Raw genomic sequence first — 13,494 nt, 5'->3', positions numbered from 1 at the left:
GATGAGATTTCCCTTTGAGCAATCAAGAAAGACCCCTCAGAGACGATGAGGTAGATAGGTCATGGGTGGAAGCACGGCGACGTGTGGAGCTGAATGATACTAATCGGTCGAGGCTTTGATCTAGAAACGGTTTGAACTTGATGAGTCTTCAGTTTTCAGGGAACAATTCCCTTGTCTGGTGGCGATAGCGAAGCGGCCACACCCGTTCCCATGCCGAACACGGAAGTTAAGCGCTTCAGCGCCGAAAGTAGTTGGGGGTCTCCCCCTGTGAGGATAGGACGTTGCCAGGCAAACGGTGGTTCTGGAGCATTCGCTCAAGGGCCGCCGCTTTTTTGTATTTTGTATCGTGACTCAAATGAAGGAGAGGAATAACAGATGGCCAAGAAAATCAAAGTATACGTCGAGCCAAACGAGACAGTCGGTGAGTGTTTAGACCGAATCGCTCAAATGGGGTATCGCCCGGTACGAAGGATTGAAAAGCCTGTCTTTGAAAAAACGGGAACCAAAGACGAACCTGTTCATTCTCATCAATCAATCTTATTTGAGTGCGTCGCTCTCAAACCATAATGCCAAACCGTCACGAATGCGTGGCGGTTTTTTTGTTTTTGTAAAAACATCGTAAAGACGAACGATAAATATTCAGACAATTAAATTGTTCGCTGTTTGTTGACATGTTTTCAAAGAACAAGGTACGATAGGCTTGTGAGTTAAGAAAATCAAATATTGCTCCATATAATCGCAAGGAAATGGCTTGCAAGTTTCTACCTGATCACCGATTCTGATCAGACTATGGGGTATAGCCGACATTTTTTTGTCATGGCCTATACCCTAAACTGTTTAATCAGTTTAGGGATTTCTTTATTTAAGGGGGACGTTGATGTGAAGGCAACAGTAGGTGTGATCATGGGAAGTTCTTCTGACTGGGAGACGATGAAGCATGCGTGCGACGCGCTAGAAGAGTTAAATATTCCATACGAAAAACAAGTCGTCTCCGCGCATCGAACGCCGGACTTGATGTTCCAATACGCCGAAGCGGCTCGGGAACGAGGAATACACGTCATCATCGCCGGTGCAGGCGGGGCGGCCCACCTTCCGGGTATGGTAGCAGCGAAGACGACGCTTCCGGTCATCGGAGTCCCGATTCAATCGAAAGCACTGAACGGACTTGATTCGTTACTGTCAATCGTTCAGATGCCAGCAGGTGTTCCTGTCGCAACGGTCGCCATCGGAAAAGCCGGAGCGACAAACGCCGGACTGTTTGCCGCTCAAATTCTCAGTCTTCAATTCCCTGAAGTCATCAATCGTCTAGAAACGTATCGTCAACAAAAACGAGACATGGCGCTGCGCGGAACGGAGGAACTCGTCTAATGAGAATCGGGATATTAGGCGGAGGACAGTTAGGGCGGATGATGTCACTCAGTGCGAGCGCAATGGGTTACGAGACGCTCAGTCTCGACCCGAACCCGACGGCTCCGGCAGCCCAAGTCGCACCGAGTATCGTCGCCGGGTTCGACGACATCTCAGCGGCAAAAGAACTAGCAGCCCGTTCGGACATCGTCACGTACGAATTTGAAAATATCGACTCAGCGATGATTGAGGCGATTGCCGATAAATGTCCGCAAGGGATGGACGTGTTAACAGCGACGCAGCATCGTCTGTTCGAAAAACAGATGATCGAGGCGGCCGGATTGCATGTCGCACCTTACGTGCCGGTCCGATCGGTACGGGACGTTTACCGGGCCGAGGATTTGCTAGGACTCCCATTGGTCATCAAAACATGCCGCTTCGGTTATGACGGGAAAGGGCAAACCGTGCTCCGGACATCACAGGACGTACGCGCGTTCACAGAACAGTTCAATGAAGGTGAGTATGTCGCCGAGGCGTGGTTGCCATTCCGAAAAGAAATCTCGGTCATCGTGACGAGAGGCGCACATGAGACGACAACATTCCCAATCAGTGAAAACATCCATCAAAATAACATCTTACATTTATCGATCGTTCCGGCCCGGCTCGACACCGGCATTCTAGAAGATGCGCGCCATTTAGCACTTCAGCTCGCTGACCATGTCGGATTGATCGGCACGCTCGCCGTCGAGCTGTTCGTGATGGAAGACGGCGAGCTATACGTGAATGAGCTCGCGCCACGTCCTCACAATTCAGGGCACTATACGATTGACGCCTGTGAGACGTCACAGTTCGAACAACACATCCGCGCGATTACCGGCATGTCACTCGGACGGACGACGCAGTACACACCGGTCGTCATGGTCAATCTGCTCGGCGAACATATGGATAAAGTGAACCCACAAACGTTACCATCGAATGTTAAACTACATCTGTATGGAAAAGAAGAAGCGAAACCCGGACGGAAAATGGGGCACTTGAACGTGCTCGGCAGTACCGTCGAGGACGCGCTTCACACCATCGAACAACTGGCAATTTGGAAGGAGACCGTTTTATGATTTCACGTTACACCCGTCCCGAGATGGCGGCGATTTGGACAGATGAGAACAAGTTTGATGCATGGCTCAAAGTAGAGCTTTACGCTTGCGAGGCGTGGAGCGAACTAGGTGTCATCCCGAAAGAGGACGTCAACGTATTATGGGACAAGGCATCATTCGATGTCGAGCGTATCCTTGAGATCGAGCAGGAGACGCGCCATGACGTCATCGCCTTCACACGGGCCGTCTCAGAAACGCTCGGAGACGAGAAGAAATGGGTCCATTACGGTCTCACGTCGACCGATGTCGTCGATACGGCGCTATCGTACTTGATCAAACAAGCGAATGACATCCTTGAAGCCGATATCGACCGCTTCATCGACATCCTCGCCGAGAAAGCGAAAGCCCACAAATATGACATCATGATGGGTCGTACACACGGAGTCCACGCAGAACCGACGACGTTCGGTTTGAAACTCGCACTCTGGTACGAAGAGATGAAGCGAAACAAGAAACGGTTCATGGCCGCACGCGAGACGATCGAGTTTGGAAAAATGAGCGGCGCCGTCGGGACGTTCGCAAACATCGACCCGTTCATCGAGTCGTATGTGTGTGACAAGTTAGGGATTCAAGCAGCCCCGATCTCGACACAGACGTTACAGCGTGACCGCCACGCCGAGTACATGTCGACGCTTGCTTTGATCGCCACATCCATCGAGAAAATGGCGACCGAGATCCGCGGCCTTCAAAAGACAGAGACACGTGAGGTCGAAGAGTTTTTCGCCAAAGGCCAAAAAGGTTCGTCGGCGATGCCGCATAAACGTAACCCGATCGGTTCGGAGAACATGACGGGACTCGCCCGCGTGATTCGCGGTCATATGGTGACGGCATATGAGAACGTCCCGCTTTGGCACGAACGCGATATCTCGCACTCGTCAGCGGAACGGATCATCCTCCCGGACGCGACCGGCCTTCTGAACTACATGCTCAACCGCTTCGGCAACATCGTGAAAAACTTGACGGTGTTCCCGGACAACATGCGCCGCAACATGGACCGGACGTTCGGCATCATCTTCTCGCAACGCATCCTGCTCGCCTTGATCGAGAAAGGCTGGTCACGTGAAGCCGCTTATGACGCGGTCCAACCGAAAGCGATGCAAGCGTGGGAAGAAGAGACGATGTTCCGGACGTTGATCGAGCAAGATGCCGAGATGGGCGCACTCTTCACGAGTGACGAGCTCGATGACTTGTTCGACCCGAGCCATCACGTACGTCGTGTCGATACAATCTTTGAACGCTGTGGTTTGTGATCGTTGAGGGGCGCTATGCCCCTCTCACTTTAAAGGGGGACGATACAGATGGAAGCAATCTACGAAGGTAAGGCGAAAGCGTTATACGAGACAGAAGAACAAGGTGTGCTCCGTGTCTATTATAAAGATGACGCGACGGCATTCAACGGAGAGAAAAAAGAATCGATCGCAGGGAAAGGCGTGTTGAACAACGCCATCACGACGCGTTTGTTCGAGCTCATGCACGACAACAAGATTCCGACCCACTTCATCAAGAAACTGTCAGACCGCGAGCAGCTCGTACGCCGCGTCGACATCATCCCGCTCGAAGTCGTCGTACGCAACGTCGCCGCAGGGAGTCTCGCTAAACGGCTCGGCTGGGAAGAAGGGACGCCGCTGTTGTCGCCGATCGTCGAGTTCTACTATAAAGATGACGCACTCGGAGATCCGCTTTTAACAGAGGACCATATCCGTTTACTGCAAGTCGCCACACACAAAGAAGTCGAAACATTGCGACAACTCGGGTTGTGGGTGAATGATGTCTTGCTCGACTTCTTCGACGGACACGGTATCGATTTGATCGACTTTAAACTTGAGTTCGGTAAACTCGATGACACGATCATCCTCGCCGATGAGATTTCGCCCGACACGTGTCGCCTGTGGGATAAAGAGACGAAACAAAAGCTCGACAAAGACGTGTTCCGCAGAGACCTCGGATCACTGACAGAGACGTACGGCCAATTGTTAACACGCATAGGGGGAACTGACCAATGAAAAAAGTGAACGTGTACGTGACATTACGTGAAAGTGTACTTGACCCACAAGGCGTCGCAGTCAAAGGCGGACTCGAGCATCTCGGCTTCACAGGCGTCGAATCGGTACGAATCGGCAAAGTCATCGAACTTCAAGTCGCAGACGAGACGACCGAGGCGATGGTCCGTGACATGTGCGAGAAATTGCTCGTCAATACGGTCATCGAGAACTATCGGATCGAGATGGGGGTACTCGCATGAGGTTCGCAGTCATCGTCTTCCCGGGATCAAACTGTGACCTCGACATGTATCATGCGGTCAAAGACGTGCTCGGGGAGGAAGCGGAATATGTATTCCACACGGAGACGTCACTTGTCGGTTTTGATGGTGTGCTGTTACCAGGCGGGTTCTCATACGGGGACTACTTGCGTTGCGGCGCGATCGCCCAGTTCTCACCGATCATGAGTGAGGTGAAGCGATTCGCTGAAGAGGGACGTCCGGTACTCGGCGTCTGCAACGGGTTCCAAGTGCTCGTCGAGGCAGGACTCCTACCCGGCGTATTGATGCGCAACCGTGATTTGAAGTTCATGTGCAAGACGGTCGAACTGAAAGTCGAGACGAACGAGACGATGTTTACGAGCGATTATGCGGTGGGCGAGACGATTCGCGTCCCAATCGCACATGGAGAAGGCAACTACTACTGTGACGAAGCAACACTTGAGACACTGCGAACGAATGGCCAGATCGCTTTCACCTACACAGACAACCCGAACGGATCGGTCGCGAACATCGCGGGCATCACGAACGCACAAGGAAACGTGCTCGGCATGATGCCACACCCGGAACGAGCGGTCGAGGCGATGCTCGGCGGAGAAGACGGCAAACGGTTATTCACTTCGATTGTAAAATGGGGGACACGACATGTTACTTACAACTGAACCGACAGCGACGCACATCCGTGAACAAAGACTGTATGCCACAATGGGGCTCACTGACGACGAATACGCACTCGTCGTCTCGCTCTTAGGCCGTGACCCGAACTACACCGAGATCGGTTTATTCTCGGTCATGTGGTCTGAACACTGTTCGTACAAAAACTCGAAGCCAGTGCTCCGTAAATTCCCGACGACCGGAAAACACGTCCTTCAAGGACCCGGTGAAGGAGCTGGAATCGTCGATATCGGCGATGGTCAGGCGGTAGCCTTCAAAATCGAGAGCCATAACCACCCGTCGGCCATCGAGCCGTATCAAGGTGCGGCGACAGGTGTCGGCGGGATCATCCGCGACATCTTCTCGATGGGCGCACGTCCGGTCGCACTCCTCAACTCGCTCCGCTTCGGAGATTTGAACGAATCACGTGTGAAACATCTCTTCGGCCACGTCGTCTCCGGCATCGCCGGCTACGGCAACTGTGTCGGCATCCCAACGGTCGGCGGAGAAGTCGCGTTCGACCCGGCCTACGCCGGCAACCCGCTCGTCAACGCGATGTGTGTCGGTCTCATCCGCCACGAAGACATTCAAAAAGGGATCGCTGAAGGAGTCGGCAACTCGGTCATGTACGTCGGGGCGACAACAGGACGCGACGGCATTCACGGCGCCACGTTCGCCTCTGAAGAGCTCGGCGAAGACGCCGATGAGAAACGTCCGGCCGTCCAAGTCGGCGACCCGTTCATGGAGAAGTTGTTGATCGAGGCGTGTCTTGAAGTCATCAAACATCCGGCCCTCGTCGGCATTCAAGACATGGGTGCGGCCGGTCTGACGTCGTCTTCGGCTGAGATGGCATCGAAAGCGGGCATGGGTATCGAGATGAACCTCGACCTCGTCCCACAACGTGAGGCGGATATGACGTCTTACGAGATGATGTTGTCCGAGTCACAAGAACGGATGCTCCTCGTCGTCAAGGCAGGACACGAAGACGAGATCGAAGCGATCGTAACGAAGTGGGGACTTCATGCGATCAAGATCGGCGAAGTCATCGAGCAGAAAGTGCTCCGTCTCGTCCATCACGGCGAAGTAGCCGCTGAAGTGCCGGTCGACGCGCTCGCGGAAGATGCGCCAGTCTACCATAAACCGTCAAAAGTTCCAGCATACTACGAGGCGTTCCAAGCGATGACACCGGTTCAACCGGTCGTCACAGACGTGCTCGCGACGTGGAAAGACGTCCTCGCGATGCCGACGATTGCTTCGAAACGCTGGGTGTACGAGCAATATGACCATATGGTCCAAACGTCGACCGTCGTCGCACCAGGTAGCGACGCGGCCGTCATCCGAATCCGTGACACGGACAAGTCGCTCGCGATGACAACCGACTGTAACGCGAAGTATGTCTACCTCGACCCGCGCGTCGGCGGTGCCATCGCGGTCGCTGAAGCGGCGCGCAACATCATCGCGAGCGGTGCCGAGCCACTCGCGCTCACCGATTGCCTGAACTTTGGGAGTCCGGACAAACCGGAAGGGTTCTGGCAGCTCGACCAAGCCGTCGAAGGTATGGCCGAGGCGTGTTTAGCACTCGACACACCGGTCATCGGCGGGAACGTCTCACTTTATAACGAGTCGAACGGAACGGCGATCTACCCGACACCGGTCGTCGGCATGGTCGGTTTGATCACGAAGCCGGAACATATCACGACGTCACACGCCAAGACAGCGGGAGATGTCATCTTCCTTCTCGGTGATACGGAGCCTGAATTTGGCGGCAGCGCGCTACAAATGTTGCAAGACGGAAAAGTGAGCGGACAAGCACCGACGCTCGACCTCGAGATCGAGAGCCGTCACCAGCAATCTCTGCTCACGGCAATTCGTCAAGGACTCGTCACGGCAGCTCACGACGTCTCAGAAGGTGGCTTAGCAGCGGCACTTCCTGAGCTCGTGTTCGGAACGGGGCTCGGTGCAGACGTCAGCAACGACACGGATCTCGTGACGACACTGTTCAGCGAGTCACAGTCGCGCTTCCTCGTCACGGTCGCGCCAATTCACGCGGACACGTTCGCCAAATTGACGAACGCCACACGAATCGGTCAAGTGACCGAAGCGGCGCAACTGACGGTCCGCTCGAGCGATCGGTTAATTGAAATGGACGTCACTGAACTTGAACGTGTATGGGAAGGAGCTATTCCATGTTATATGACATCCGAGGCATGAACGAGGAGTGTGGGGTGTTCGGGGTGTTCAATCACCACGAAGCGTCACACCTCGCCTACTACGGACTGCACAGCCTGCAACACCGAGGTCAGGAAGGGACGGGCATCGTCACGGCTGACGGCGAACGCCTGCACGCGAAACGCGGGCTCGGTCTCGTCGCCGAAGTGTTCGACGAACCGTCGCTCGATGCCCTCACGGGACATCACGCTATCGGTCACGTCCGTTATTCGACCGCGGGCGGCAACACGCTTGAGAACGTCCAACCGCTCCATTTCAAATCGCTCACCGGGGACCTTGCGATGGCGCATAACGGCAACCTCGTCAACGCCAACGAGTTGAAGCATATGCTCGAGGCGGAAGGGGCGATCTTTCAGACGACGTCTGACACGGAAGTCGTCGCCCACTTGATCAAACGGAGCCGCGGCAACTCGTTGAAAGAGCGGATCTCGGACAGCTTGGCGCGTCTCGTCGGCGCGTTCGCGTTTCTTTTCTTGACGGAAGACGCGCTCTACGTCGGCGTCGATGTCCATGGTTTGCGTCCACTCTCGCTCGGAAAGACTGAAGACGGGGCGTTCGTGTTCGCTTCAGAGACGTGCGCGTTCGACGTCGTGGGGGCGACGTACGTACGTGACGTCGAACCGGGCGAACTGTTGATGATCACGAAAGACGGGATCGTCTCAGAACGTTACAGTGAAGCAGCGGTCCGGGCGATGTGTTCAATGGAATACATCTACTTCTCGCGGCCAGACTCGATCATCGACGGGATCAACGTGCATACGGCCCGTAAGGCGATGGGGAAAAAGATGTTCAACGAGGCACCGGTCGAGGCGGATGTCGTGACCGGTGTCCCGGACTCGAGCATCTCGGCAGCCATCGGGTACGCCGAGGCGAGCGGGATCCCGTACGAGATGGGTCTCATCAAAAACCGTTACGTCGGGCGGACGTTCATCCAGCCGTCACAAGAATTGCGTGAGCGCGGCGTCAAGATGAAGCTGTCGGCGCTACGTGGGGTTGTCAACGGCAAGCGTGTCATCATGGTCGATGATTCGATCGTCCGAGGCACGACGAGCCGTCGCATCGTCAAGTTGCTGCGGGAAGCAGGGGCAACCGAGGTACATGTGCGCATCACGTCACCACCGATCAAACATCCGTGCTATTACGGTATCGATACATCATCAAAGGACGAGTTGATCGCGGCCATCAAATCGATCGAAGAGATTAAACAAGAGATCGGGGCCGACTCATTAGCGTTCCTCACATTAGACGGTACGGTCGAAGCGATCGGCCGACCGTTCGAAGGAAACTTGCGCGGGCAGTGTGCCGCTTGCTTCACCGGACTTTATCCAACTGAACTGGCGGAACTTGTGACAGAGACAAAAGCTTGAGGGGGACTGACGATGAGTTTAAGATATGAACAAGCGGGTGTGAATTTAGAGGCAGGTTATGAAGCGGTGTCACGCATGAAGCGTCACGTCGCACGGACGATGCGTCCAGAAGTGATGACCGGACTTGGCAGTTTCGGGGCGATGATCGATCTCGGCTCGATGCAATTGAAACATCCAATCCTCGTGAGCGGGACGGACGGGGTCGGCACGAAGCTAAAACTCGCGTTCGCGCTCGACCAACATGATACGATTGGAATCGATTGCGTGGCGATGTGCGTCAACGACTGTCTCGTCCACGGAGCCGAACCGCTCTACTTCTTAGACTATATCGCGACTGGAAAAGCGGAACCGGCGAAGCTCGAACGCATCGTCGCGGGTGTGGCCGAAGGCTGCGTCCAAGCAGGGTGTGCCCTCGTCGGCGGCGAGACGGCCGAGATGCCGGGCATGTATCCGGACGGGGAGTACGATATCGCCGGGTTTGCCGTCGGTGTCGTCGAGAAAGAGTTACTCATCGACGGACGGACGATCGAAGCGGGGGACATCGTTCTAGGGTTAGCTTCGTCAGGTGTCCATTCGAACGGTTTCTCGCTCGTCCGTCACATCGTCGAGGCGCAAGGGCTCGAGTACACGGATGAAATCGCGATGCTCGATACGACGCTCGGGAACGCCTTATTGCTACCGACCCGCATCTATTCGGAAGCGGCGAAAGCGGCCATTTCGACCGGACTCGTCCAAGGGATGGCCCACATCACTGGCGGCGGTTTCTATGAGAACGTACCGCGCATGCTGCCTGAAGGTCTTGGTGTCACGTTTGACGCATCAAGCTGGCCGAGCCTGCCGGTATTCGACTGGCTCGAACAAGTCGGCCACGTGTCGAAACAAGAGATGTTCAACGTGTTCAATATGGGCATCGGCTTCATGATTACGGTACGTCCCGAAGACGTCGACACGGTACAAGCCGCGCTCGAACGGATCGGCGAGACGTCGCATCGGATCGGCAAAGTCGAAGCGAAACCAGGCATCCGGATTATGGGGGTCGACCAGTGAAGCGGTTCGCTATCTTCGCCTCTGGATCTGGGAGCAACGCCGAAGCGATTTGGGAAGCGATTGAGCGCGGCGAGCTGAGCGGACAGTGTATGCTCCTCGTCACGGATAAGCCTGAGGCGAAAGTGCTCGAGCGGGCAGACCGTCATCATATCCAGACGTTCTCGTTCGAGCCGAAGGCGTATGCGTCGAAGTCAGAGTTTGAGTGGGAGCTGCTCGTTCTGTTAGAAGCGCTACACGTCGACTATATCGTCTTGGCGGGTTATATGCGTTTAATCGGGGATGTGCTGCTCGCGGCGTATCCAGGTCGGATCATCAATATCCATCCGTCGCTCTTGCCGGCCTTCCCAGGAAAAGACGCGATCGGTCAAGCGCTTGCGGCGAACGTGTCGACGAGCGGTGCCACCGTCCATTACGTCGACGCCGGGATGGACACGGGTCCAATCATCGCGCAACAAGAAGTCGACATCGCGGGATGTGACCGTATCGAGGCGGCCCACCGGATTCAAGCGATCGAACACCAACTCTATCCACGCGTATTACAACAAGTGTTGAACCAACAGGAGGTTTTCAAGTGAGAGCATTACTGAGTGTGTCAGATAAAACAGGTATCGTCGAACTCGCGCGCGTCTTGCACGAAGCGGGCATCGAACTCATCTCGACAGGTGGGACGGAAGCGGCACTCGTCGCGGCCGGACTGCCCGTGAAAAATATTTCGGAAGTGACATCGTTCCCCGAGATGCTCGACGGACGTGTCAAGACGCTGCATCCGCTCGTCCATGGCGGTCTGCTCGGACGCCGTGATTTAGATTCACACGTCGAACAGATGAAACATCACCACATTGAGCCGATCGACTACGTCGTCGTCAACTTGTATCCGTTCAAAGAGACGATCGCGAAAGAGAACGCGACGTATGAAGAGGCGATTGAAAACATCGATATCGGTGGCCCGAGCATGCTCCGTTCAGCCGCGAAGAACCATGCCAGCGTGACGGTCGTCGTCGACCCGGCCGACTACGGCAACGTTGCCGCAGAGATTCAGAATGGCGGTACGTCGTTTGAGACGCGGCAACGACTCGCTTTGAGGGCGTTCCGTCATACGGCGGCGTACGACGCCTTGATTGCCGACTATTTAGGTCAGCAAATCGGCGAAACGTTCCCAGAACAGCTGACGGTCACGTACGAAAAAGTCCAAGACCTTCGTTACGGGGAGAACCCGCACCAACAGGCGGCGTTCTATAAGACTCCGCTCTATGACGGCATGACGCTCGCCAACGCGGTGCAACTCCACGGCAAAGAACTCTCGTACAACAACATCCAAGATACGAACGCGGCGCTCGAGGCGCTCAGCGAATTGACGGAACCGGCAGCGGTCGTCGTCAAACATATGAACCCGTGCGGCGTCGCTGTCGGTCGGACGATCAGCCAAGCGTTCGCTCGCGCCCATGCGGCCGACCCGATCTCGATTTTCGGCGGTATCGTCGCCCTCAATCGTGAAGTCGACCTCGAGACGGCAGAAGCGCTCCGCAACATCTTCTTAGAGATCGTCATTGCCCCATCCTTTAGTGAGGCAGCACTTGACCGATTGAAAGAGAAAAAGAATTTACGTCTATTGACGCTTGAGATGGGGCAGATGACAGGCATGCGTCTGACGGCAGTCGCGGGCGGTCTCCTCGTCCAAGACGGCGACGACATGATACTCGACGATGCTTCGTGCCAAATCGTGACCGACCGTCGTCCGACGGCGGCCGAATGGGAAGACTTGAAGCTCGCGTGGCGTGTCGTCAAACACGTGAAATCAAACGCAATCGTCGTGGCGAAAGACGAGACGACGATCGGCATCGGTGCCGGACAGATGAACCGGGTCGGTGCGGCGAAAATCGCTTTCGAACAGGCAGGGGACCGTGCAGTCGGTGCCGCGCTTGGCAGCGACGCGTTCTTCCCGATGGGCGATACGGTCGAAGCTGCAGCTGCAGCCGGCATTACGGCCATCATCCAGCCAGGTGGTTCGATTCGGGACGACGAGTCGATTGAAGCGGCGAACCGTCACGGCATCACGATGGTGTTCACTTCAGTCCGACATTTCAAACATTGAGAGGAGCAAGAGGATGAACGTACTCGTCATTGGCCGCGGCGGCCGTGAACACGCGCTCGCGTGGAAGTTGAGACAAGACGGGCATGACGTATTCGTCGCCCCGGGTAACTTGAACATGGACGGTGTGACGTGTGTGCCGATTGAAGAGACGGACGTCACCGCACTCGTCCGCTTCGCAGAGACCGAAGACATCGATTGGACGATCGTCGGGCCTGAGTCAGCGCTCATGGCGGGTGTCGTCGATGCGTTCAACGCGAGCGGACGACGCATCTTTGGACCGACGAAAGCAGCGGCGTTGCTAGAAGGCAGCAAAGCGTTCGCCAAAGAAATCATGCGTGAAGCGAACATCCCGACAGCAGCTTATGAGACGTTCACGGAAGCGGAAGCGGCGCTCGCTTATATTGAGTCAATCGGGGCACCGCTCGTCGTCAAAGCGGACGGTCTCGCTGCCGGTAAAGGGGTCACGGTCGCCTTCTCGCTCGATGAGGCACGTGCGGCGATTCATGACATCTTCGCGACCGACAAGTTCGGTGACCAATCACGCGTCGTCATCGAAGAATTTTTGGACGGGGAAGAGTTTTCACTCATGGCGTTCGTCTCCGGTGAACACGTCATCCCGATGATCACGTCGCAAGACCATAAGCGCGCGTTCGACGGGGACAAAGGACCGAACACGGGCGGGATGGGGGCGTATAGCCCGATGCCTCATTTAGAGGAAGCCGTTTACGTTGAGTCGGTGGAACGTGTGCTCGTCCCGCTCGCGCGGGAGATGGTGGAGCGGGGGACGCCGTTCGAAGGATTCTTATATGCGGGTCTGATTCTGACGGAAGACGGACCGAAAGTAATCGAGTTCAACGCCCGGTTCGGTGACCCGGAAACGGAAGTCATCCTCCCGAATTTGGTGTCGCCGCTCCTTGACGTCATCGAGGCGGCCGTCGCTAAACGACCGTATGCGATTGAATGGCTTGACGGGTATACAATCGGTGTCGTCGTCGCGGCCGCCGGTTATCCGGAGCGAGCGACGACGGGGCAAGTGCTCTCGGATTTTGAGCGCTTACCGAAAGACGTGCTCGTGTTTCATGCGGGGACGACGCGCGACGGAAGTCACATCATCGGGAACGGTGGGCGACTGTTCGTCATCACGTCGACGAAACCGACCTTGCTTGAAGCGAAGACGGCCGTTTACGCCGCGCTCGAACAGTTAACATTACCGCACACGTTCTATCGTCGAGACATCGGCGGACGGGCGCTTGCGCGGATTTTTTAAAGGATGGGTCAACCCATCCTTTTTTTCATGCGAAAAAAAGGGAATACCGGCTTCCTGCTCTACAATGGTGAAGTAGATTG

The 13,494-nt window shown here is 55.6% G+C and carries 13 protein-coding genes, 2 rRNA genes and 1 riboswitch; all 15 genes read left to right on the top strand.

Annotated features, from left to right (window positions below):
* Window positions 1-123: ribosomal RNA gene (locus EVJ20_RS11680) — 23S ribosomal RNA — on the top strand; the annotation flags it as partial.
* Between the two features lie 51 nt (window positions 124-174).
* Window positions 175-290: ribosomal RNA gene (gene rrf, locus EVJ20_RS11675) — 5S ribosomal RNA — on the top strand.
* 85 nt (window positions 291-375) lie between these two features.
* Complete coding sequence (locus EVJ20_RS11670; protein ID WP_034809046.1) at window positions 376-567, top strand: NETI motif-containing protein; 192 nt, start codon at window positions 376-378, stop codon at window positions 565-567.
* Window positions 568-708: 141 nt separating this feature from the next.
* A riboswitch (purine riboswitch) is annotated at window positions 709-810 on the top strand.
* A gap of 69 nt (window positions 811-879) precedes the next feature.
* A complete protein-coding gene (gene purE / locus EVJ20_RS11665) occupies window positions 880-1,368 on the top strand; it encodes a 5-(carboxyamino)imidazole ribonucleotide mutase (RefSeq protein WP_131508259.1) in 489 nt (162 codons plus the stop codon).
* Entirely contained in the window at window positions 1,368-2,462 is a 1,095-nt protein-coding gene (gene purK / locus EVJ20_RS11660; RefSeq protein WP_131508257.1) for a 5-(carboxyamino)imidazole ribonucleotide synthase, read from the top strand. The genes purE and purK overlap by 1 nt, the downstream gene beginning before the upstream one ends.
* Complete coding sequence (gene purB, locus EVJ20_RS11655) at window positions 2,459-3,751, top strand: adenylosuccinate lyase (RefSeq protein ID WP_131441204.1); 1,293 nt, start codon at window positions 2,459-2,461, stop codon at window positions 3,749-3,751. Before purK ends, purB begins: the two co-directional genes overlap by 4 nt.
* Before the next feature lie 48 nt (window positions 3,752-3,799).
* Window positions 3,800-4,504: a phosphoribosylaminoimidazolesuccinocarboxamide synthase gene (gene purC, locus EVJ20_RS11650; protein WP_131465790.1), complete on the top strand. Its 705-nt coding sequence runs from the start codon at window positions 3,800-3,802 to the stop codon at window positions 4,502-4,504.
* The gene (gene purS / locus EVJ20_RS11645; protein WP_021065194.1) at window positions 4,501-4,743 is read left to right on the top strand and encodes a phosphoribosylformylglycinamidine synthase subunit PurS; all 243 of its coding nucleotides are present in this window, start codon (window positions 4,501-4,503) and stop codon (window positions 4,741-4,743) included. The genes purC and purS overlap by 4 nt, the downstream gene beginning before the upstream one ends.
* Complete coding sequence (gene purQ / locus EVJ20_RS11640) at window positions 4,740-5,420, top strand: phosphoribosylformylglycinamidine synthase subunit PurQ (RefSeq protein WP_070328802.1); 681 nt, start codon at window positions 4,740-4,742, stop codon at window positions 5,418-5,420. The genes purS and purQ overlap by 4 nt, the downstream gene beginning before the upstream one ends.
* On the top strand, window positions 5,404-7,623 hold the full coding sequence (gene purL, locus EVJ20_RS11635) for a phosphoribosylformylglycinamidine synthase subunit PurL (RefSeq protein WP_131508254.1): 2,220 nt from the start codon (window positions 5,404-5,406) through the stop codon (window positions 7,621-7,623). Before purQ ends, purL begins: the two co-directional genes overlap by 17 nt.
* Entirely contained in the window at window positions 7,599-9,008 is a 1,410-nt protein-coding gene (gene purF, locus EVJ20_RS11630; protein ID WP_131444204.1) for an amidophosphoribosyltransferase, read from the top strand. Before purL ends, purF begins: the two co-directional genes overlap by 25 nt.
* Window positions 9,009-9,020: 12 nt before the next feature.
* Window positions 9,021-10,055, top strand: a complete 1,035-nt coding sequence (gene purM, locus EVJ20_RS11625; protein ID WP_131508252.1) for a phosphoribosylformylglycinamidine cyclo-ligase — start codon at window positions 9,021-9,023, stop codon at window positions 10,053-10,055.
* A complete protein-coding gene (gene purN / locus EVJ20_RS11620) occupies window positions 10,052-10,630 on the top strand; it encodes a phosphoribosylglycinamide formyltransferase (protein ID WP_131508250.1) in 579 nt (192 codons plus the stop codon). Before purM ends, purN begins: the two co-directional genes overlap by 4 nt.
* Window positions 10,627-12,147, top strand: coding sequence for a bifunctional phosphoribosylaminoimidazolecarboxamide formyltransferase/IMP cyclohydrolase (gene purH / locus EVJ20_RS11615; RefSeq protein WP_131465786.1), 1,521 nt, complete (start codon window positions 10,627-10,629; stop codon window positions 12,145-12,147). Before purN ends, purH begins: the two co-directional genes overlap by 4 nt.
* Before the next feature lie 13 nt (window positions 12,148-12,160).
* A complete protein-coding gene (gene purD / locus EVJ20_RS11610) occupies window positions 12,161-13,414 on the top strand; it encodes a phosphoribosylamine--glycine ligase (RefSeq protein WP_131508248.1) in 1,254 nt (417 codons plus the stop codon).
* Window positions 13,415-13,494 lie beyond the last annotated feature (80 nt).

The sequence above is a fragment of the Exiguobacterium sp. SH0S1 genome, from assembly GCF_004337165.1.
Classification (GTDB): Bacteria; Bacillota; Bacilli; order Exiguobacteriales; family Exiguobacteriaceae; genus Exiguobacterium; species Exiguobacterium aurantiacum_A.
This window is presented reverse-complemented; position numbering and strand designations above follow the sequence as displayed.